Annotated in this window: 17 protein-coding genes; 7 read left to right on the top strand and 10 right to left on the bottom strand. The window is 63.6% G+C overall.

Features of this window, described 5'->3' with window-relative positions:
- Position 1: 1 nt before the first annotated feature.
- Positions 2-2,491: a DNA topoisomerase (ATP-hydrolyzing) subunit B gene (gene gyrB, locus ENE74_RS04060; protein WP_127689321.1), complete on the bottom strand. Its 2,490-nt coding sequence runs from the start codon at positions 2,489-2,491 to the stop codon at positions 2-4.
- An 81-nt stretch (positions 2,492-2,572) separates the two neighbouring features.
- Here gyrB and ENE74_RS04055 point away from each other — a divergent pair, with 81 nt between their 5' ends.
- Positions 2,573-3,094: a hypothetical protein gene (locus tag ENE74_RS04055; RefSeq protein WP_127689320.1), complete on the top strand. Its 522-nt coding sequence runs from the start codon at positions 2,573-2,575 to the stop codon at positions 3,092-3,094.
- Positions 3,095-3,229: 135 nt separating this feature from the next.
- On the opposite strand, the gene ENE74_RS04050 is transcribed toward ENE74_RS04055, so the two are convergent.
- From ENE74_RS04050 to rpmI, 7 genes are all read right to left on the bottom strand, one after another.
- The gene (locus ENE74_RS04050; RefSeq protein ID WP_127689319.1) at positions 3,230-4,795 is read right to left on the bottom strand and encodes a peptide chain release factor 3; all 1,566 of its coding nucleotides are present in this window, start codon (positions 4,793-4,795) and stop codon (positions 3,230-3,232) included.
- A gap of 161 nt (positions 4,796-4,956) precedes the next feature.
- Positions 4,957-5,829 (bottom strand): aldose 1-epimerase family protein, encoded by an 873-nt coding sequence (locus ENE74_RS04045; protein WP_127689318.1) that lies wholly within the window; start codon positions 5,827-5,829, stop codon positions 4,957-4,959.
- Positions 5,830-5,976: 147 nt separating this feature from the next.
- On the bottom strand, positions 5,977-8,346 hold the full coding sequence (gene pheT, locus ENE74_RS04040; protein WP_127689317.1) for a phenylalanine--tRNA ligase subunit beta: 2,370 nt from the start codon (positions 8,344-8,346) through the stop codon (positions 5,977-5,979).
- Positions 8,343-9,440 (bottom strand): phenylalanine--tRNA ligase subunit alpha, encoded by a 1,098-nt coding sequence (gene pheS / locus ENE74_RS04035; RefSeq protein WP_127689316.1) that lies wholly within the window; start codon positions 9,438-9,440, stop codon positions 8,343-8,345. Before pheS ends, pheT begins: the two co-directional genes overlap by 4 nt.
- Before the next feature lie 90 nt (positions 9,441-9,530).
- Entirely contained in the window at positions 9,531-11,390 is a 1,860-nt protein-coding gene (locus ENE74_RS04030; RefSeq protein ID WP_164847366.1) for an acyltransferase family protein, read from the bottom strand.
- A gap of 301 nt (positions 11,391-11,691) precedes the next feature.
- Positions 11,692-12,057 carry a 50S ribosomal protein L20 gene (gene rplT, locus ENE74_RS04025; protein ID WP_127689314.1) on the bottom strand — a complete coding sequence of 122 codons (366 nt, stop codon included), beginning with the start codon at positions 12,055-12,057 and terminating at the stop codon, positions 11,692-11,694.
- A 14-nt stretch (positions 12,058-12,071) separates the two neighbouring features.
- On the bottom strand, positions 12,072-12,275 hold the full coding sequence (rpmI, locus tag ENE74_RS04020; protein WP_104951759.1) for a 50S ribosomal protein L35: 204 nt from the start codon (positions 12,273-12,275) through the stop codon (positions 12,072-12,074).
- 202 nt (positions 12,276-12,477) lie between these two features.
- Between rpmI and ENE74_RS04015 the strand changes: the two genes are divergently transcribed.
- The gene (locus ENE74_RS04015) at positions 12,478-14,637 is read left to right on the top strand and encodes an AsmA family protein (RefSeq protein ID WP_127689313.1); all 2,160 of its coding nucleotides are present in this window, start codon (positions 12,478-12,480) and stop codon (positions 14,635-14,637) included.
- 39 nt (positions 14,638-14,676) lie between these two features.
- Complete coding sequence (locus tag ENE74_RS04010) at positions 14,677-15,093, top strand: VOC family protein (protein WP_127689312.1); 417 nt, start codon at positions 14,677-14,679, stop codon at positions 15,091-15,093.
- 9 nt (positions 15,094-15,102) lie between these two features.
- Here ENE74_RS04010 and hisN read toward each other — a convergent pair whose 3' ends face one another.
- Positions 15,103-15,891 carry a histidinol-phosphatase gene (gene hisN / locus ENE74_RS04005; RefSeq protein WP_127689311.1) on the bottom strand — a complete coding sequence of 263 codons (789 nt, stop codon included), beginning with the start codon at positions 15,889-15,891 and terminating at the stop codon, positions 15,103-15,105.
- A 109-nt stretch (positions 15,892-16,000) separates the two neighbouring features.
- Here hisN and ENE74_RS04000 point away from each other — a divergent pair, with 109 nt between their 5' ends.
- Both ENE74_RS04000 and ENE74_RS03995 read left to right on the top strand, forming a co-directional pair.
- Complete coding sequence (locus ENE74_RS04000; RefSeq protein WP_127689310.1) at positions 16,001-16,393, top strand: VOC family protein; 393 nt, start codon at positions 16,001-16,003, stop codon at positions 16,391-16,393.
- A gap of 55 nt (positions 16,394-16,448) precedes the next feature.
- Positions 16,449-16,682, top strand: coding sequence for a hypothetical protein (locus ENE74_RS03995; RefSeq protein ID WP_127689309.1), 234 nt, complete (start codon positions 16,449-16,451; stop codon positions 16,680-16,682).
- 75 nt (positions 16,683-16,757) lie between these two features.
- Here the strand turns inward: ENE74_RS03995 and ENE74_RS03990 are convergent, their stop codons facing one another.
- Positions 16,758-17,693 carry a ribose-phosphate pyrophosphokinase gene (locus ENE74_RS03990; protein ID WP_127689308.1) on the bottom strand — a complete coding sequence of 312 codons (936 nt, stop codon included), beginning with the start codon at positions 17,691-17,693 and terminating at the stop codon, positions 16,758-16,760.
- A 118-nt stretch (positions 17,694-17,811) separates the two neighbouring features.
- On the opposite strand from ENE74_RS03990, the gene ENE74_RS03985 reads away from it, so the two are divergent.
- Positions 17,812-19,467, top strand: a complete 1,656-nt coding sequence (locus ENE74_RS03985; RefSeq protein WP_127689307.1) for an NAD+ synthase — start codon at positions 17,812-17,814, stop codon at positions 19,465-19,467.
- Entirely contained in the window at positions 19,464-20,804 is a 1,341-nt protein-coding gene (gene gltX / locus ENE74_RS03980; RefSeq protein WP_127689306.1) for a glutamate--tRNA ligase, read from the top strand. Before ENE74_RS03985 ends, gltX begins: the two co-directional genes overlap by 4 nt.
- Positions 20,805-20,816 lie beyond the last annotated feature (12 nt).

Below are 20,816 nucleotides of genomic sequence, written 5' to 3'. Positions count from 1 at the left end.
CTTACACGTCGAGATTGGCGACGTTCAGGGCATTGTCCTGAATGAACTCGCGGCGCGGCTCCACCACGTCACCCATCAGACGCGTGAAGATTTCGTCCGCGACATCCGCCTGATCGACTTCGACACGCAACAGCGACCGGGCGTTGGGATCGAGCGTGGTTTCCCACAGCTGCTCGGCATTCATTTCGCCCAGACCCTTGTAACGCTGGATCGACAGACCCTTGCGCCCGGCGGCGAGGATCGCGTCGAGCAGGTCGCTGGGGCGCGATATCGTCGTGCCTTTGGCGGCGGTTGCGGACGCCGCAACTTCCGCAACTTCGTCGCTGTCGGCCGCTGCCGCCTTGGCGGTAATCAGGCGGCTTGACGTCAGATAGGCGCCTGCCTGCTCGGTCGCCAGTGCATGCAGCTTGCGCGCCTCGGCCGATCCCAGAAACGCCGCTTCGATGATGTGATGGTCGGTCACGCCGCGCCACAATCGCTGGAAGTGGTAGCCGCCTTCCTCGCTGACGATGCCGGTCCACCGGCCGTCCGTATCGGCCAGGTCGAGCCAGCGCACCGCTTCTGTCAGCGCAGCCTGGCGCCGGGGTGTGTCGATATCCGGGTCGAGCGCGCCGGCCAGCGCCAGCGCCTCGATGATGCGCGGATCATAGCGGCGGGGCATGTAGCGCATGAGCGTCCGCATCCTGCGGCTGTGATCGATCAGCGCGCGCAGGTCTTCGCCGAAGACGCGACCGTCCGCAGTGTCCAGCGCCATCGTCTCGACGCCATTGTCGACCAGATACTGGTCCAGCGCCGCCTCGTCCTTGAGGTACACTTCGCTGCGGCCGCGCGCCGCCTTGTAAAGCGGCGGCTGGGCGATGAAGAGATGGCCGTTTTCGATGATCTGCGGCATTTGCCGATAGAAGAAAGTGAGCAGCAACGTGCGGATATGCGCGCCGTCCACATCGGCGTCGGTCATGATGATGATCTTGTGATAGCGCAGCTTCTCGATGTTGAACTCTTCGCGAATGCCGGTGCCCATCGCTTGTATGAGCGTGCCGACTTCCTTTGACGACAGCATCCGGTCCAGCCGTGCGCGTTCGACGTTCAGGATCTTGCCTTTCAGCGGCAGGATCGCCTGATAATGGCGGTCGCGGCCCTGCTTGGCGGAGCCGCCTGCCGAGTCCCCCTCGACCAGGAACAGCTCGGACTTGGCGGGGTCGCGCTCCTGACAATCGGCCAGCTTGCCGGGCAGCGAGGCGATGTCCATCACGCCCTTGCGCCGCGTCAGTTCGCGCGCCTTCTTGGCGGCTTCGCGGGCGGCGGCGGCGTCGATCACCTTCTGGATGATCATCTTGGCATTGGCGGGGTTTTCTTCCAGCCATTCGGCCATCTTGTCCGCCATCAGGCTTTCGAGCGGCTGGCGCACTTCGGAAGAGACCAGCTTGTCCTTGGTCTGGGAGGAAAACTTCGGATCGGGCAGCTTGACCGAAACGATCGCGGTCAGCCCCTCGCGCATGTCATCGCCGGTGAGGCTGACCTTTTCCTTCTTCAGCATGCCCGACTTGTCGGCATAATTGTTGAGCGTGCGAGTCAGCGCCGCGCGGAATGCGGCCAAATGGGTGCCGCCGTCCCGCTGCGGAATATTGTTCGTGAAGCACAGGACATTTTCATAATAGCTGTCGTTCCATTCCAGCGCGACGTCGATGGTCACATCGTCGCGGGTGCCGGAAATGGCGATCGGCTCGGGCATCAGCGCCGATTTGTTGCGATCGAGATATTTGACGAACGCGGCGATACCGCCTTCATAATAGAGTTCGACAGTCTTGCTTTCCTCGTGCCGCGCGTCGGTCAGGAAAAGGCGCACGCCGCTGTTGAGAAACGCCAGCTCGCGATAGCGATGCTCCAGCTTGTCGAAATCATATTCGGTGACGTTCTTGAACGTTTCGGTCGAGAACATGAAAGTCACTTTCGTGCCTTTCTTCCCCTCCGGCGCAGGTCCAAGCACCTTCAGCGGTGCCTCCGCATCGCCGTTGCGGAAGCGCATCCAGTGTTCCTGCCCGTCGCGCCAGATGTTAAGCTCCAGCCAGTCGGACAGGGCATTCACCACCGACACGCCCACACCGTGTAGGCCGCCCGACACCTTGTAAGCGTTGTCGTCGCTCGTATTCTCGAACTTTCCGCCTGCATGAAGCTGCGTCATGATGACTTCGGCGGCGGACACGCCTTCCTCGCTGTGGATGCCGGTCGGGATGCCGCGACCATTGTCCTGCACACTGACGGAGCCGTCGGGGTTCAGGGTGATGTCGATCCGGTCGCAATGCCCCGCCAGCGCCTCGTCGATCGCATTGTCGCTGACTTCGAACACCATATGGTGCAGGCCGGACCCGTCATCGGTGTCGCCGATATACATGCCGGGCCGCTTGCGGACCGCGTCGAGACCTTTGAGAACCTTGATGCTGTCGGCACCATAGGCATTGGTGTTGGGGCTTGCTTGGCTGTCTTCGTTCATGGACCAGCATATAGGGCCGCAACCGGCGAAACTAAAGGAAAAACAGGTGCCGCGGCGGCTGCGATGCTTTAGGGTCAGGCGATGAAACGGTCTCTCCCGATGCTCATGCTGCCTGTTGCGCTCGCCGCCTGTTCCGACAGCCGCGACGTGATGGAGGAATTGCCCAACAGCTCCATTGCCGGCGCGCCCCGCGAAGCGATGCCCGAAACGCAGATCGAATCCACGCTGGCGCGCCCGGTGACGATCGGGGAGGACGGTCCGCAGCTCGACGCCTGCGGGGCGCTTGGCCTTGTGCGGGGCGTGGCGGCGGGCAAAAGGCTTGCGGTCCACGCCGCGCCGTTCCGGGAAGCCAAGGCGACGGCGCAGCTGGGCAATGGCGCGCGCGTCCATGTGTGTACCCGCAGTCTGGATCAGAAATGGCTGGGCGTGGTGGTGATGCCGGATGCGCCTGCGCCGGATGGCAATGAGGTCGGCGGCAACGCGGCTTTGCCAGCGCCTGTGGATTGCGGCGTCTCATCCCCCGTCGACCGCAGACAGGCCTATGACGGGCCGTGCCAGAGCGGCTGGGTGTCGAGCGGCTTCGTCAGGCTGATTGCGGGGTAGGGAGAAACGATCACCCCTCATCCGTTCGGTTCGAGCCTGTCGAGAACTGTTCCTGGAACTGCATTCTCGACGGACGCTTCTCGACAAGCTCGAAGCTGCTCGAACCGAACGGATGATAGAGAACGGCCTTGGTAATTACCGCTCCCGCGTCGCGCTGAATGTCAGGTCCGGGTGGCGTTCCTGCTGATAGCCGACATCCCATGCGCTCTTCGCCAGGAAGACATGGTTGCCATCCCGGTCGGTCGCGAGGCTGGAGCGATTGAACTCGATGAAGCTCTTTACCGCCGCGTCCGGCCCGGCGATCCAGCGCGCCGTGTCAAATGGTGAGGCTTCCAGCACGGCTTCCACCTTATATTCGGCCTCCAGCCGCGAAATCAGCACTTCAAGCTGCAACTGGCCGACCACGCCCACGATCCACTGGCTGCCGAACTCGGGATAGAAGACCTGGATGACGCCTTCTTCGGACAGGTCGTCGAGCGCCTTGCGCAGCTGCTTGGTCTTGGTCGGGTCCTTCAGCGCGACGCGACGCAGGATTTCCGGTGCGAAATTGGGGAGGCCGGTAAAGCGCACGTCGGCCCGCTCGCTCAGCGTATCGCCGACGCGCAAGGTGCCATGATTGGGAATGCCGATGATATCGCCGGGATAGGCCTCGTCGGCGATCTCGCGGTCCTGCGCGAAGAACAGGATCGGCGAATGGACCGCGATCGGCTTGCCCGATCCGCTTGGTGTCAACTTCATGCCACGGCGGAACTTGCCCGAACATAGCCGCATGAAGGCGATGCGATCGCGATGCTGCGGGTCCATGTTGGCCTGCACCTTGAAGATGAAACCCGTGACGTCGGCGCGCTCTGGCTCCACCGGCGCAGGCTCTGCCGGTTGCGGACGCGGCGGCGGGGCATAGGCCGCAAGTGCGTCGATCAGCTCGGTCACGCCGAACTTCTTGAGCGCCGACCCGAAATAGGCGGGGGTCAGGTCGCCGTGACGATAGGCGGCGAGATCGAACCCGCTATATCCGCCCTGTGCCAGCTCCGCCTCCTCGCGCAGCCGGGCCAGCGCACGGGGCGAAAGGCGCGCGGCAAGCGTCGCGTCGTCCAACCCGGTAAACTGGTGCCGCGCGCCTTCGAACTCCTTGCTCGGCCCGGTCGGCTGCATCAGCCGATTGGTCGCGAAATCGTAAATTCCCTCGAACTCGCCGCCCATGCCTGCGGGCCAGCTCATCGGGACCACGTCCAGCGCCAGCGCGTCGGCGACCTCGTCGATCGTCTCGAACGGGTCCCGCCCCTCGCGATCGACCTTGTTGATAAAGGTGATGATGGGGACATTGCGCATCCGGCACACTTCGAAAAGCTTGCGGGTCTGAGGCTCGATCCCCTTGGCGGCGTCGATCACCATGACGGCGCTGTCGACCGCCGTCAGCGTGCGATAGGTGTCTTCGGAAAAATCCTCATGCCCCGGCGTATCGAGCAGATTGAACGTGATGCCGTCCCGCTCGAACGTCATGACCGACGATGTGACCGAAATGCCGCGCTGCTGCTCGATCTTCATCCAGTCGGATCGCGCCCGCCGGTTCGCCCCGCGCGCCTTCACTTCGCCCGCCAGATGAATCGCGCCGCCTTCCAGCAGCAGTTTCTCGGTCAGCGTCGTCTTGCCCGCATCGGGGTGGGAAATGATCGCGAATGTACGGCGGGACGGTATGGTCATATTTTGCGCTTTCAAACGAACGACACAAAAGCCGTTCGTGCTGAGTAGGGACTGAGCTTGTCGAAGGCCCGTATCGAAGCATCACTGGCGGGCAAAGTCCTTCGACAGGCTGCTTCGACTTGGCTCGGCAGCGCCTCAGGACGAACGGACAGGACGCAAGGCTAATTCTCCACGAGCGTCACATGCATCCTAAACGCGCGTTCCTCGCCCGGCGTCAGCCGGATCACGCCGGGCTTTTCCCAGATGTCACCCGTAAAGCCGACGGGGTCGGCCATGCCCGCCCAGGGTTCCACGCACAGGTAGCGCGCACCGGGTCGCTGCCACAGCCCCAGCCAGGGGGTGTCGGGAAAATCGATCTTCAGATGCGCTGTGCCCGGTGCCCCCCACGTCAGGCTGCGGCTTTCCAGATGGTCCCAGATCAAGGCATCGCCTTCGAACATCGCATAGGTTGGCCTCAGCGTCCGTCCCTCTACCGGGGAAGATACGCTTTCCAGGGCGATCAGGCCTTTTTCATGCCCCACCTTGCGGATCGGGGCAGGTTCTGCCTTCTCGAAGGTGATCCGGTGATCCTCCACGGCCGCACCATAAGGCAGCGGCCAGGCGAAGGCAGGGTGATAGCCGAAACTGAACGGCATGTCGGATGCGCCATCGTTGTGCACGGTCGCCGTCATTTCCAAGGTGGCACCGGCAAGGGCAAAGCGCATGTCGAGCCGGAAATCGAACGGATAATGCCGCCGCGTTTCATCGTCCGCCTCAAGGCGCAGCACGGCGGACGTTTCATCGCCCTGGATTTGCACGAAGGCCGACGTCCGTGCAAAACCATGCTGCGGCAGGCTGTATTCCACGCCATTGACGCGATAGCGATCCTCCCGCAGTCGTCCGACGAAGGGAAACAGCAACGGGGCACGGCCGGACCAGAAGGCCGGGTCCGCATCGGTCAGCAGCTCGCGCCCCGCGGCGTCGGCCAGCGACCATAATTCCGCACCCAGCGGGTTGATGGTAGCGGCCAGACGGCCCGATTGCAGGGAGATCATGGCCGATACTCCCTGGCCCTTGCCCCCGTAACCGGACCCATACCCGTAACCCCAACCGTCACCCCTGCGAAGACAGGGCTCGCAGGCGATGGCGTACCGCCGGGAGACACCAGACCCCTGTCTTCGAAGAGGTGACGATATCGGCGTTCACCCACGCAGCACCGCGCCCAGCTTCTCCGCCGCCTTCACCACGGCACCACTTATCGCGATCAGATCCTCGTCGGTGAAGCTCTTCTCGCCCGGCTGCAATGTCACTTCGACCGCAAGCGACTTGTGCCCATCCTCCACGCCGGGACCGACGAACAGGTCGAACAGCCGCGCATCGACGATGTATTTCTTGTCGGCGCCCTTCACCGCCCGCACCAGCGCATCGGCATCGATCGCATCGGGCACCAAAAAGGCAAAGTCGCGCTTCACCGCTTGCAAGGCGGGTGGCGTGAAGGGGGCGCGCATGAAACTGGCTCTGCGCTTTACCGGAACAGCGTCGAGGAAGATTTCGGCCGCCGCCACGCTGCCCGAAAGGCCGAACTGCCGGGCAAGCGCGGGATGGAGCATGCCATATTCGGCCAGCACCGCTTTCGGCCCCAGTCGCAACGTGCCGGACTGGCCGGGATGATAAGCGCCGCCCGCTTCGCCGAAACTCTGGAGATTGGCGATCGGTGCGCCGGCCGCTGCCAGCAGCGCCAGCACTTCGGCCTTCACATCATGGGCGACAAAGCCCTGCGCCTTGCCGGTCTGCCAGCTGCGCGGCATTTTTTCGCCAGCCAGCACGATCCCCGCAGTCGCGCGCTCACCGGTGGCGAAATAGCGACGCCCGATCTCGAACAGGCGGACCGATGCCGCGCCCCGATCCATGTTCCGGCCGACTGCGGCGAGAAGGCCGGGCAGCAGCGACGGGCGCATGACTTTCATGTCCTCTGAAATGGGATTGGCCAGAACCCAGTCGCCGCCGCCGACCGATGCGGCTTCCTTTTCCGACAGGAACGACCAGTTGATCGCTTCGTTGAAGCCGCGGGCCGCCGCTGTGCGCCGTACCCGCCGCTCGATCATCTGCTCGGGCGTCGCCGTTGGCCTTGCGACGCCGGGCGCGCGGGGCAGGGGGGTGGAAGGTACCTTGTCGAGCCCGTAAATCCGCACCACTTCTTCCACAATGTCCGCCGCGCCATCGATGTCGCGGCGCCAGGAGGGGATGGCAATCGTCCAGATATCGCCGACGGACACGCCGAAGCCGAGGCTTTCCAGAATGCGCGCCTGAATATCCTCGGCGACATCGACACCGGCGAGCGCCAGCACGCGTGTTGGCGTGTATTCCACGCTTCGCCCGGCTGCGGGCGGCGCACCTGCTCTGGTCGCTTCGCTGGCGGTGCCGCCGCACAGGTCGAGCACCATCTGCGTCGCAATTGACAGGCCGTCGTCAAGAAAGGCGGGATCGACGCCCCGCTCGAAGCGCGTGCGCGCATCGCTGGTCAGGCCGAGCGCCTGTCCCGTCACGGCAATCGACTCGGGCGTGAAATAGGCACATTCGATCAGCACCTGCGTGGTGCCGTCCTGCGCGCCCGAATGCGCGCCGCCCATGATACCGCCGATGTCGTGCACCATCGCATCGTCGGCAATCACCGTCATACGCGGATCGAGCGTGTAGGTCTTGCCGTTGAGCGCCAGCACCTGCTCACCATCCTGCGCCTTGCGCGCCACCAGGCCGCCGTTCAGCGTCGCCATGTCATAGACATGCAGCGGACGGCCCAGATCGACCGAGACATAATTGGTGATATCGACCAGCGCCGAAATAGGCTTTTGCCCGATCGCCTTCAGGCGCCGTTGCAGCCATTGCGGGGATGGACCGTTCGTCACCCCGGTTACCGACCGTGCGAAAAACGCCGGGCAACCCGACGCATCCTCCGTCCGCACGTCGGGACCGGCGCCCTGGCCGTTGATCGTCGGGATCGTGATCGCCTTTAACGATCCGATCCCCGCCGCCGCCAGATCGCGCGCAATGCCGCGCACGCCCATGCAGTCCTGCCGGTTCGGCGTGATGCTGACGTCGATCACGGGATCGTCGAGACCGGCCCAGGCGGCATAGACCTGCCCCACCGGCGCGTCGCCGGGAAGGTCGATGATTCCGTCATGCTCGTCGCCCAGTTCCAGCTCGCGGAAACTGCACATCATGCCGTTCGATTCGACACCGCGAATCGCCGCGACTTTCAGCACCATGCCGTTCGCGGGCACGACGGCACCGGGCGATCCGAACACGCCGATCAGGCCCGCGCGCGCATTGGGTGCGCCGCATACCACCTGTAGCGGCCCGTCCCCGGCATCGACGGCAAGTACCTGCAACTTGTCCGCCTGCGGATGCGGTTCGGCGCTCAGCACCTTCGCAATGCGGAACGCGCCCAGCCTTTCCGCCGGATTTTCGACTCCGTCCACTTCGAGGCCGATATTGGTCAGCGTCTCGAGAATCGTCAGAAGGTCCGCGTCGGTTTCCAGATGCTCTTTCAGCCAGCTCAGCGTGAACTTCATGCGCCGACACCTCCGCTCAACGTCGGCACATCCAGCGCCGAGAAGCCATAATGCCGGAGCCAGCGGAGATCACCGTCGAAGAAGGCCCGCAAATCGGTCATCCCATATTTCAGCATGGCGAGGCGATCGACGCCGGTGCCAAAGGCAAAGCCCTGCCATTCATCAGGATCGAGCCCGCAATTTTCGATCACCTTGCGATGGACCATCCCGCTGCCCAGCACTTCGAGCCAGCCGCCGTCCTTGTCGTTACCGCTGCCGCCGATCACCCGCTGGCCGTTGACCAGCGTATAGCCCACATCGACCTCGACCGATGGCTCGGTGAACGGGAAATAGCTGGGGCGCAGGCGCAATATGATGTCGTCGCGCTCGAAGAACGCCTTCAAAAAGGTTTCGAGCGTCCATTTGAGATGTCCCAGCGTGATCCCGCGATCGATCACCAGCCCTTCGATCTGGTGGAACATCGGCGTATGCGTGGCATCGCTGTCCGATCGATAGACGCGGCCCGGCGCAATGATGCGGATCGGCGGCGCCTGCGTCATCATCGTCCTGATCTGCACCGGCGAGGTATGCGTGCGCAGCAGCATGCGTTTCTGGCCGTCGGCTTCGCCATCGGGGAAATAGAAGGTGTCGTGCATCGCCCGCGCCGGATGCGTCTCCGGGATGTTGAGCGCCGTGAAATTATGCCAGTCGTCTTCGATTTCCGGCCCGGTCGCGACGGAAAAACCCAGATCCGCGAAGATTTCCGCCAGCTCGTCCATGACCTGACTGACGGGATGGACGCTGCCGACGGGCCCTAGGTCGGCCGGCAAGCTCATGTCGATCCGCTCGGCGGCAAGGCGCGCGTCCAGCGCCGCTTGTTCCAGCGCGGCCTTGCGCACGGCGATTGCCCCGGCGACCGATTCACGCAGGTCCTGAATGGCGGGGCCCTTCTCCAGCCGCTCGTCAGGTGACATGCCGCCCAATGTCTTGAGCAGGGCCGTGACGACACCGTTCTTGCCCAGCGCGCCGACGCGCAGGGTTTCGACCGAATCGGCCGTATCGGCGGCGGCAATATCGGCCAGCAGGCGGGATTTGAGGGCGCTTATTTCGGTCATGAACGCGCGCTAGCCGAAAAGCGTGCATGAAAAAAGATGGCGCGCGACAAAGCGGCCACGCGCCAACCCGTCGGATTGCACGCCTAAGCGTCAGATCGCCGGAAAGTTCTTCAGCAGCATGGCCGCGCCGTCCTGTGTCAGATGGCCATAGTCGAAATGCAGCGGCGTACCGTTCTGGGTCAGATAGCGGCAGGACCGGGTCGTGTTGCCGGGGCATTCTACGTCCTGCACCGACACATAATTCGCGCCTGCTTCCCGCACGCGCCGTTCAAGCGACGGTTCAAGCGACCGCATGCTGCGCAGGCGGAAACTTTCCATGGCGGCCAGGTCGCGCATTTCGATCGCGCGCGCCAGCAGCAGCGGAAAATCGCCCTCGAACTCATCGGTCGGACCGATCACGGTGACGGCGACGCCGCGCGTTTTGAAATAGCCGATCGACTTCACGAGGTCTTCGACATCCTCGGCGCGCCATCGCCCGGCCAGGACGACATGCTCGATTTCCTTGTTCTTCAGCATGTCGCCGTAGACATAGCGGTTGAGTTTCGTGCAGCGATCCTCGCCCTGCGCGTTCAGGATCAGGCGGCAACCCGATGCGGTGACCTGCATGACGTGATCCTGCGGAAGCCGCTGTTGCAGCGCCAGCCAATATTGCGCCGCGTGGCTATCCCCCACAAGCGCAACGTCGCGGCGGCGGGGATCGGGCGTCGTGCACAGCGCATAATCGAACGTCGGATGTTTGGACGTCGCAAAGCACAGGCCCTCGCGATACTGCGCCGCGCGCGCTCCGGTATCGACATATTCGGCGAAGCGCGCGATGCGGTCCACCTCCGGATCGATCTTGCGCCAGCCGGTGGGATAGGCGGCAACGCCGACTGCCGCGGCGACGCTGGCCGCGAGCGCCAGCCCGCCTGCCGTCACGATGGGTTTTGACGGCCCTTCGCGGAAGCGGCGCAGCATGGGGCGTTCGACCAGATAGAAGGACGCCGCGGCCGCCGCAAAGGATGCCGCGACCAGCAGCGCGGATTCCGTCAGCGTGAGGCTCAACCCCTTTTCCAGCCGGTAGAAAGTGATGATCGGCCAGTGCCAGAGATAGAGCGAATAGGAAATTGCCCCGATCCAGCGCAGGGCGGGCAGGCGGAGCAGGCGATGGGTCACACTGTCTTCGCCATAGGCAATCAGAAGCGCGGCGCCGAGCGAGGGCAGCAGGCCCCAGGGGGCTGGCAGCGCCCAGTCTTCCTGCACTATCAGGATCGCGATGACGATCATCGCCAGGCCGCAGCCCGCCAGCGCATCACGGCGTGATTGCTGGGCGACTTGCGGAAACACGCCAACCGCGACGAGGCCGCCCAGGGCCAGTTGCCAGGCGCGGGCGGGCAGCAGGTAGAAGGCTGCTGCCGGCTGGATCGCGGCCATCACCAGCGCGGCCAGAAAGGACAGGATGACCACGGCGATCAGCGCCTGTCGCACATAGGCCCTTGCCCAGCGACGGACGATCAGCAGGAACAGCGGGAAGAAAATGTAAAACTGTTCCTCAACCCCCAGTGACCATGTGTGCAGCAGGGGCCGCATTTCCGCAAAGCCGCCGAAATAATCGACGGACCGCCAGTAGCGGATATTCGACACGAATGCGGCGGCCGATGCGCTGGCCCAGCCGGTCTTTTCCAGCTCGTTCGGCAATTGCAGCTGCGTGGCGACGATCAGCACCGCCGCGAGCATCAGGAACAGTGCCGGGAAGATGCGTACAATCCGGCGACGATAGAATGTCAGGATCGAAAAGCGGTCGGCATCCATGTCCCGCATCAGAATGCCGGTGATCAGAAAGCCCGAAATCACGAAGAAGATATCAACGCCCAGAAATCCGCCAGGCAAAATGCTGATCCCGGCATGGAACAGCAGGATGGGCATCACCGCTATGGCCCTGAGGCCGTCAATATCCGTGCGATGCTTCATGGCCATCTCTTAATTCCCGTGAAAGCCTGCCCTAGCGGTCGCACAGCTAAGATTTGGTTTTTCTGCCGTTTACCCTGGCGCAACCTTTTGCTGCGAATCGCGCGGCGGCAAACCATTAGTATAAGTCATTCTATGGTTGAATGTTCATATACCATGCCGTGGACCTGTGCCGTATCGGGCCATCCATGCTCTGGCTTGCAGCTTTTTACCCCATTGGCGATTGCAAAACATGCGCATGCAAAAGAGGCGGTGAAAGCCTGCGCCTTCACCGCCTCTCACATTGTGCAATCTCTCGCCCGGCTTATGCCGCTGCGGGAAGCGCCGCCTTCGCCTGGGCGATGATGGCGCTGAACGCTTCGCCTTCGTGCATCGCGATGTCGGCCAGGACCTTCCGGTCCAGATCGACGCCCGCCAGCTTCAGCCCGTGCATGAACTGGCCGTAGGTCAGCCCTTCCATGCGGACCGCCGCATTGATGCGCTGAATCCAGAGCGCGCGGAAGCTGCGCTTCTTGACCTTGCGATCGCGGTAGGCGTATTGGCCGGCCTTTTCGACGGCCTGCCGGGCGATGCGGATCGTATTCTTGCGACGGCCATAATAGCCCTTCGCCTGCTCCAATATCCGTTTGTGCTTTGCGCGGGTGGTAACACCCCGTTTTACGCGTGCCATGTTCGTTGCACTCCTTACTTCAGGCCGTAGGGTGCCCAGAGGCGGACGTGCGCGACGTCTGCTTCGGACAGCACGGACGTGCCGCGGTTCTGGCGGATATACTTGGCGTTATGCGAAATCAGGCGGTGGCGCTTGCCAGCCACGCCATGCTTCACCTTGCCGGTCGCGGTGAACTTGAAGCGTTTCTTCACACCGCTCTTCGTCTTGAGCTTGGGCATTTTCGTCTCCTTAGTCTTGCAGCAATAAGCCGATCTGACGATTGCGGACTGGCGCGGCAGCCCTACTGGCCGGCCCGTCCCATCTTGACCCCGATGGCTCGCAGGAGCCACGGGAACGGGCGCCTATATGCGCGAAAGGGCACAAACGCAAGCGCCAGCCCGAACCCCGGACCGAATCGATGGCCCATGCGTTACGACCGTCATGCCTGACCCGGAATTAGCGGCCCCGACTGACAATGCCCCACATCCTCGGGGCATCGGCGCACATGCGCGTGCCGCAAGGGAACGCTGGCGGCGTCTGCCCTTGCCGGTGCGCATCCTTTTGTGGGTGCTGTTCGCCCTCTTCGCAATCTGGCTGATTCTGTTCATCACCAAGGGGCGCTTCCTGAAAGGTCCGTTTCAAAGCATCGTTTCCGCCTCGCTCCAGCGCGAAGTGAAGGTCGCGGGCGATTTCCAGCTCTATTTCGCCCCGATCCGCATCAAGTTTTTGGCCGATGATATCAGCATTTCCAATCCAGGCTGGGCAAGCCAGCCGCATCTGTTCCGTGCCGACCGCATCGACATGCGGGTGTCGCCGTTCAGCCTTGTCTTCGGCGACAAGCGGCGGATAACCGATCTGCTGCTGCACAAGGGTGCCCTGGACCTGGAATGGAGCCGCGACGGCAGGACCAACAGCTGGACGATGGGCGATCCCGACAAGGCAGGCGAACCGCTGGAACTGCCTGTCATCCGCCGCGCGCTGATTGCGGGAACCACGGTGCGCTATCGCGATCCCCGGCTTTTCTTCACTGCGGACATTGCGTTCGACACGGTGCGCGCGCGCGATACCCGTTTTGCGCACGATATACGCTTTACCGGTACAGGCACAATGCGTGACAAGCCCTTTGTTCTGCGCGGCGGCCTGCTGTCGCCCAATGATACGGTCGTTGGCGGACGCAACCAGCTTGTCATCGACGCCGCCGCCGGGCCGACGAAGCTCAACATCACCGGCACGCTGCCCGGTGCGACCGAACTGGAAGGGTCCGATCTCAAACTGGTCACGACCGGGCCGAATGCCTCGATCCTGTTCGCGTTTCTGGGCGCGGCGCTGCCCGATACCCGCCGCTATCGTTTTACTTCGGACCTGACCAAGGCCGGTGAAGAATGGCGGTTCACGCGCATCAAGGGCTATTTCGGCGACAGCGACCTGGCCGGACGCATGACCGTATCGCTGCCCGGGGGGCGCCTGTTCATCGCGGCGGATGTCGCCACCGATACGCTCCATATGATCGATGTCGCCCCGTTCGTCGGCTATGATCCCGTCAAGCTCGACCGGCAGGGTACGGCTGCTCTGGTGGAAACCGTGCAGGGCCGTCCCAGGCTTCTGCCCGATGCGCCGTTGCGCAGCGACTCGCTGCGAGCCTTCGACGCGGCCGTGACGTACAAGGTGCGCCGCGTGCGGGGCGACAATCTCCCGGTTCGCAATATTGCGCTGACGCTCAAGCTCGACAACAGTCTGCTCACCATGTCGCCGCTCACATTCGACATGGCGGGCGGGTTCGTCACGTCGGATATCACGCTCAATGCGCGCGGCACGCCGGTCAAGACGACCTATGACATCCGCCTGTCGCCCACGCCGATGGGCAAGCTGCTGGCGGGCTGGGGCGTCGAGGAATCGGGCACGACCGGCACCATCAAGGCACGGGTACTGCTCACCGGCCTCGGCGATTCGGTGCATGATTCGCTATCGACGGCCGATGGGCGGATCGCGGTCATCTTGCCGGCGGGGTCGATGTGGGCGCGCAATGTGCAACTCTCTGAGCTGGACATCGGGACCTTCGTTCAGAAGATGTTCGAGGATAAACTGAAAGACCCGGTCCAGATCAACTGCGGCCTCATTGCTTTCACGGTGCGCAAAGGCGTGGCGGCAGCGGACCCGATACTGATCGACACGCGCAAGAACGTGATGCTCGGACGCGGCGGCTTCAGTTTCCGCAATGAAAGCATCGATCTGGCCTTTCGTGCGGATAGCAAGAAGTTCAGCCTGTTCGCGGGCCAATCGCCCGTCGGCATCGGCGGCTATTTCGCAAAGCCGGGCATCAATGCGATCAGCCCGGAACTGGTCGGGCGCGCAGGCGCTGGGCTTGCTCTGAGCGTTGTCGGGACGCCGCTCGCGGGCGTCCTGGCCTTCGTCGACGTCGGCGACGCAAAAAGCACGGCCTGCGGTCCGGTGCTGGCCGGGGCCAACGCCGCCGCCCAGCGTACCAAGAAGGGCCAGCCGCGCGACGATGTGGGGCGCGGCACAACGGCAAAGGCGGAAGACGGCAAATCAAATCGCGGCGAACGGCGCAACCAGAAGGACAAGTTTCTCGGTATCTTCTGATCCGTTAGATTGATCGGGAAGCGACTCGGGAGACAGGCCATGAACGACGTAGCCAAGCAGGTGCCGACGGGCGGCGTGACGCCGCATCTCACGATCGGCGATGGCAAGGCCAGCGATGCCATTGCCTTCTACGTCGCGGCTTTCGGAGCGGAAGAGCGTGGCCGCATGCTGGCGGACGACGGCAGTCGCCTGATGCATGCGCACATTCTGATCAACGGATCGTCCGTGATGCTGAACGACGATTTCCCAGAATATAATGGTGGTCCTGCGTCACTGCCCGCGTCCGTGACGCTGCATCTTCAGGTCGATAATGCGGACGCCTGGTGGAACCGCGCGGTCGCTGCCGGGGCCATCATTCGCTTCCCGCTCGATAATCAGTTCTGGGGCGATCGCTACGGGCAAGTGACCGACCCGTTCGGTCATGTGTGGTCGATAGGGGCACCCATCCCGGCGTGATTCTGGCGCTTATTCGTGGCTATCATGCCCATGCGCCAGCGCCTCCAGCACATCGTCCACCCGCGCGGCATCGCCCACGGCGATGATGCGACCGTCCCCGTCCGAGTCGATGGGTTCGCCTGACCAGTCGCACATCCGTCCGCCTGCGCCCTCGACCACCGGGACGAGTGCGGCGATATCATGCAGTTTGAGGCCCGCCTCGACCACGATGTCGACATGCCCGGACGCCAACAGTCCATAGTTGTAACAGTCGCCCCCCCATATCGTATCGCGGCACTGCCCTGCAAGAATGGCGAAATGCTCGCCGGTGCAGCCATTGAAATATTGCGGGCCCGTAGTCGCCAGAATGGCTTCGTCCAGAGCGCGGCACTGGCGGGTGGTGACCGGCTGGCCGTTGAACGTCGTCGGCTGGCCGACCATCCCGGCCCAGCGTTCGCGGGCGATCGGCTGGTCAATGATGCCGATCGTCGGCCATCCCGCCTGCGTCAGCGCGATCAACGTGCCGAATATCGGTCGCCCGGCGATAAAGCTTTTCGTGCCATCGATCGGATCGAGGATCCATATCCGTTCCGCGTCCTCGCGGATCGCGCCATATTCCTCGCCGATGATCCCATCGCCGGGCCGTTCCTTCTCCAGTATCGCCCGGATCGCCGCCTCCGCCGCGCGGTCGGCTTCGGTCACCGGCGATGTGTCCGCCTTGAACTCGGTGTCGTAGCGTGCCCGGAAAAACGGACGGATTGCCTCGCCTGCCGCGTCGGCGAGGCGCTGGGCGAGTGTGAAGTCATCGCGTGTTGTCATGCCCTATCCCTTCGCTCGGACAGCATCCCTTGGCAAGCCGCCGCTATGCCGTTGCCCCCGCCAGGGCAACGGCATAGCTTTGACATCATCACAAGATATGGAGGCAGCCATGACCACACCGCCGGGCTTCGCCAGCGTCACGCCCTATATGTTCGTTGAGGGCGCCGGCGCATTTCTGGCGTTTCTGGTCGATGGACTGGGCGGCGTGGAGACCGACCGGACGATTGGGCCAGGGAACCGCATCGCCAATGCGCAGGTGGTCATCGGCAATTGCACGATCATGGTCAGCGAAGCATCCGCCGACTGGCCGGCCATGCCCGCAAGCTATTATCTGTATGTGGCCGATGCCGATGCCGCCGTAGCCCGAGCGATCGCGGCGGGCGGCACGCTTGTCATGCCGGTCGCCGACATGCCCTATCAGGACAGACAGGGCGGCGTCTGCGATGCTTTCGGCAATGTCTGGTGGATTTCCCAGCGGCTGGTCGAAGGGGGCTATGCCTGACCATTAAGCCTCTGCGCAGCCTTGTCGTTCTAAGGAGCAGGAAAGGGGTAGCAGCATGGCACTGGTCGGGTGGATCGTCAGCGTGGTGGCGTTGCTCGGCGGGCTTGCGCTTGCGCAAGACATGCCTTTCGCACGGGCCGATGTCATCGCCCAAGGGCTGTTGTTCGCCGCTTTCATCACTTGCCCGGCCTTCTGGGCCGATGCGCCGTTCGGGATCACGGGAAAGCCGCGCGTTGCGGCCTGCATCGCCATGCTGCTGGCTGTGCCACTGGTCCTGATGCGACCCTGATGCGACACGCCGCGCCGCGCCAAAGTCGCGCAGCGCAACTTGTGCCCGCATGGCGTCACGTCATGACGCCAAAGGTCAATCGAACAGGCTGGAAACCGAGCTTTCGTCCGCAATCCGCTTGATGGCCTCGCCCAGCAGAGGCGCGATCGGCAACTGGCGGATGCGGCTGGACGTCTGGACACCTTCTGTGCCCAGAATGGAGTCGGTGATGACCAGTTCGGTCAAGGTGGAGGCATCGACCCGCGCCACCGCCCCGCCGGACAGCACGCCGTGCGTCACATAAGCGACGACATCTTCCGCCCCGGCATCCCGCAGCGCGGTTGCGGCGTTGCACAATGTGCCGCCCGAATCGACGATATCGTCGACCAGGACGCAGAACCGGCCCTTCACGTCACCGATGATGTTCATCACTTCCGATTCGCCCGCGCGCTCCCGCCGTTTGTCGACGATGGCCAGCGGCGCATTGTCGAGCCGCTTGGCCAGCGACCGCGCGCGGACAACGCCGCCCACGTCGGGCGATACGACCATGATGTTCCGGTCACCGAACCGCGCCTGGATGTCCGCCGACATGACCGGCGCGCCGAACAGATTGTCGGTCGGAATGTCGAAAAAGCCCTGAATCTGCCCGGCGTGAAGATCGACCGACAGCACCCGGTTGGCACCCGCCACCGTAATGATGTTGGCGACGAGCTTGGCGGAAATGGGCGTGCGCGGGCCCGGCTTGCGATCCTGCCGGGCATAGCCGAAATAGGGAAGGACCGCCGTGATCCGTTTCGCCGACGCGCGCTTCAGCGCATCTATGATGATGAGCAGTTCCATCAGATTGTCGTTGGCCGGATAGCTCGTCGACTGGATCACGAACACATCTTCGCCGCGCACATTTTCGTGGATTTCCACGAACACTTCCTCGTCAGCGAACCGGCGAACGCTCGCCTGCGTCAGGGGAATCTCGACATAATCTGCAATGGCGCGCGCCAGCGGCAGGTTGGAATTACCCGTCATCAATTTCATGGCAGAAGGCACCCCGTGACGTTTCTGTGACGCGCTTGCACGGCGCCCCTTTAGCGGGCACCCGTGGCGCTGGAAAGGCGCTTTTGCGTGACGCATGAAAATGCTCTAGGCGCAGGCCATGACTGACCGCCTGACCATCGCCCTTGCCCAGCTTAGCCAGTCGGTAGGCGATCTTGCCGCCAATGCCGATGCGATGCTGCACTGGCGGCAGCAGGCCCAGGGTGCCGACCTCATCGTCTATCCCGAGTTGCAACTGATCGGCTATCCCCCTGAAGATCTGGTGCTCAAGCCCGCGCTGGTCACCCGCGCGGGTGAAGAATTGCAGCGGCTGGCCGACGCCACGGGCGACGGCGGTCCCGCGATGCTGGTGGGCACCGTGGTGGCGGCGCAGGGGGTGCTGTTCAATGTCGTGGCGCTGCTCGACGGCGGAAAGATCGTTGCGATCCGGCAGAAGCGCGAACTGCCCAATTATGGGACATTCGACGAAAAACGGCTGTTCGCGCCGGGGCCGCTGCCCGAGCCGGTCGATTTCCGGGGCGTCAGGCTAGGCCTGCCGATCTGCGAGGATGTCTGGTTTCCGTTCGTCACCGCGCATCTCAAGGCGCAGGGTGCGGATATCCTCATCACCCCCAATGGCAGCCCCTATGAAATCGGCAAGGACGACCGCCGCCTGCATCAGGTGTGCGCCGCGCGGGTGCAGGAAACCGGGCTGCCGATCATCTATCTCAATCGCGTTGGCGGCCAGGATGAACTGGTGTTCGACGGCGCGTCGTTCGTCATGGGTGCGGACCGCGCTGTGCTGCACCAGTTGCCGGACTGGGAAGAGGCGCTGGTGCTCACACAGTGGGAAAAACGCGCCGGCGCGTGGACCTGCGCGCCCGGCGACATCCATGCGCTCGATCCCCATCCTGAAGACACTTACAACGCCATGGTCCTTGGCCTGCGCGACTATGTGAACCGCAATCGCTTTCCCGGCGTCGTGCTCGGCCTCTCCGGGGGCATCGACAGCGCGCTGTCCGCCGCCGTCGCCGTCGATGCGCTCGGCGCGGATCGCGTCTGGTGCGTCATGATGCCCTCGCGGTTCACCAGCAGGGACAGTCTGGACGATGCAGCCGAATGTGCCCGGCTGCTCGGTGTCCGCCTTGATTCGATTCCGATCGAACCGGCGGTGGCGGCGTTCGGGACGATGCTGGCGGATGTATTCGATGGCCGCGCCAGCGATCTGGCCGAAGAAAATATCCAGTCGCGCATTCGCGGCGTCACCCTGATGGGCATCAGCAACAAGTTCGGCCCGATGCTGCTGACGACGGGGAACAAGAGCGAGATGTCGGTCGGCTATGCGACCATTTATGGCGACATGGCGGGCGGCTATTCGGTGCTGAAGGATGCGTACAAGACGACGGTGTTCGATCTGTCGCGCTGGCGCAACGCCCATGTGCCTTCGCTGGGGCTTGGCCCTGCCGGTCCCGTCATGCCCGACCGTGTCATCACCAAGCCGCCGACCGCCGAACTGCGCGACAATCAGCGCGACGACGACAGCCTGCCGCCCTATGCGGTGCTCGATCCGATCCTGTACGGCTTGGTGGAGGAGGAATTGTCGGTGGATCAGTTGGTCGCGCGCGGCTTTAATCGCGATACCGTCGCGCGGATCGAGCGGCTGCTCTATATCGCCGAATATAAGCGGCGTCAGGCACCGCCGGGCGTCAAGCTCGGCACCCGCAATTTCGGGCGCGACCGGCGCTACCCGATCACCAATGCGTTTCGCACGACATGACCGTCGTTACCCGTTTCGCGCCATCGCCGACCGGGCACTTGCATGTCGGTAACATCCGCGCAGCGCTCCATAACTGGATGTGGGCGCGCAAACATGGCGGGCAGTTTCTCTTGCGGCTCGACGATACCGATGCGGATCGCTCCCGCCGCGAATATGCCGACGCGATCGAAGCCGATCTCGCCTGGCTTGGCCTGCATCCCGATGGCAAGGTACGGCAGTCGGATCGCTTTGCGCTTTACGAGGCGCAATTTGCGGCGTTGCAGGCGACGGGGCATGTCTATCCCTGCTACGAAACCGCCGAGGAACTCGACCTGCGGCGCAAGGTGCTGCTGGGACGAGGCCTGCCGCCAGTCTATGAGCGGACGGCGCTGACGCTGACGTCCGACGATATCGCAAAGCTCGAAGCGGAAGGGCGCAAACCGCATTGGCGCTTCAAGCTGGATCATGATGCGCCCATCGCCTGGACGGACCTGATCCGCGGCGACCAGCATTTTGATCCGAAGCTGCTGTCGGACCCGGTGGTGCGCCGCGCCGACGGATCATGGCTTTACATGCTGCCGTCGGTCATCGACGACATTGCCATGGGCGTCACCCATGTCGTGCGCGGCGAAGACCATGTGTCCAACACCGCAACGCAGCTTCAGATGTTCCATGCGCTCGGGGCGACGCCACCTGCCTTCGCGCATGAGGCATTGCTGGTGGGGGCCGAAGGCAAGCTGTCGAAACGGCTGGGGTCGCTGGGTGTCGCTGCCTTTCGCGATGCGGGGATAGAGCCCGTGGCGCTGATCGCCTTGCTGGCGCGGCTGGGCACCAGCGATCCGGTAGAGCCCGTCACCGATCCCAAGGTGCTGATCGACACATTCGATTTCGGCCGCTTCGGCCGCGCCCCCGCGCGCTTCGATGATGCGGAACTGGCGATGCTCAACCAGAAAATCCTGCATCTGACCGATTACGGGGCTGTGCAAGATCGCCTACCGTCCGGGATGGACGAACGGGCATGGGCGGCAATCCGGCCCAATGTGACGCGGCTCGTCGATGCGGCGGCCTGGTGGGCAGTCATCCACGGCCCGTTCACGCCACCTGCTCCGGCACCCGACGATCACTTGTTTCTGTCGCAGGCGGCCGATGTGATGGAAACGCTCGGCGACGATGACGAGAGCCTGTGGCGGGCGCTGACCGACGCCCTGAAGGCAGCGACGGGGCGAAAAGGCAAGGCGCTCTTCCTGCCCCTGCGCCTGGCGCTGACGGGGGTCGATCACGGGCCGGATATGGCGGCGCTGTTGCCACTGATCGGCAGGGCGGAAGCCATTCGCCGCCTGCGCATGCAGCCGCATTGATCGATAAAAAAC

Origin of the sequence: Sphingobium algorifonticola (genome assembly GCF_004005485.1) — a bacterium.
In the GTDB taxonomy this organism is placed as follows: Bacteria; Pseudomonadota; Alphaproteobacteria; order Sphingomonadales; family Sphingomonadaceae; genus Sphingobium; species Sphingobium algorifonticola.
This window is presented reverse-complemented; position numbering and strand designations above follow the sequence as displayed.

Coding starts and splice junctions, on each gene's coding strand:
- gyrB (WP_127689321.1), bottom strand. CDS start 2,491: ATGAACGAAGACAGCCAAGCAAGCCCCAACACCAATGCCTATGGTGCC.
- ENE74_RS04055 (WP_127689320.1), top strand. CDS start 2,573: ATGAAACGGTCTCTCCCGATGCTCATGCTGCCTGTTGCGCTCGCCGCC.
- ENE74_RS04050 (WP_127689319.1), bottom strand. CDS start 4,795: ATGACCATACCGTCCCGCCGTACATTCGCGATCATTTCCCACCCCGAT.
- ENE74_RS04045 (WP_127689318.1), bottom strand. CDS start 5,829: ATGATCTCCCTGCAATCGGGCCGTCTGGCCGCTACCATCAACCCGCTG.
- pheT (WP_127689317.1), bottom strand. CDS start 8,346: ATGAAGTTCACGCTGAGCTGGCTGAAAGAGCATCTGGAAACCGACGCG.
- pheS (WP_127689316.1), bottom strand. CDS start 9,440: ATGACCGAAATAAGCGCCCTCAAATCCCGCCTGCTGGCCGATATTGCC.
- ENE74_RS04030 (WP_164847366.1), bottom strand. CDS start 11,390: ATGAAGCATCGCACGGATATTGACGGCCTCAGGGCCATAGCGGTGATG.
- rplT (WP_127689314.1), bottom strand. CDS start 12,057: ATGGCACGCGTAAAACGGGGTGTTACCACCCGCGCAAAGCACAAACGG.
- rpmI (WP_104951759.1), bottom strand. CDS start 12,275: ATGCCCAAGCTCAAGACGAAGAGCGGTGTGAAGAAACGCTTCAAGTTC.
- ENE74_RS04015 (WP_127689313.1), top strand. CDS start 12,478: ATGCCTGACCCGGAATTAGCGGCCCCGACTGACAATGCCCCACATCCT.
- ENE74_RS04010 (WP_127689312.1), top strand. CDS start 14,677: ATGAACGACGTAGCCAAGCAGGTGCCGACGGGCGGCGTGACGCCGCAT.
- hisN (WP_127689311.1), bottom strand. CDS start 15,891: ATGACAACACGCGATGACTTCACACTCGCCCAGCGCCTCGCCGACGCG.
- ENE74_RS04000 (WP_127689310.1), top strand. CDS start 16,001: ATGACCACACCGCCGGGCTTCGCCAGCGTCACGCCCTATATGTTCGTT.
- ENE74_RS03995 (WP_127689309.1), top strand. CDS start 16,449: ATGGCACTGGTCGGGTGGATCGTCAGCGTGGTGGCGTTGCTCGGCGGG.
- ENE74_RS03990 (WP_127689308.1), bottom strand. CDS start 17,693: ATGAAATTGATGACGGGTAATTCCAACCTGCCGCTGGCGCGCGCCATT.
- ENE74_RS03985 (WP_127689307.1), top strand. CDS start 17,812: ATGACTGACCGCCTGACCATCGCCCTTGCCCAGCTTAGCCAGTCGGTA.
- gltX (WP_127689306.1), top strand. CDS start 19,464: ATGACCGTCGTTACCCGTTTCGCGCCATCGCCGACCGGGCACTTGCAT.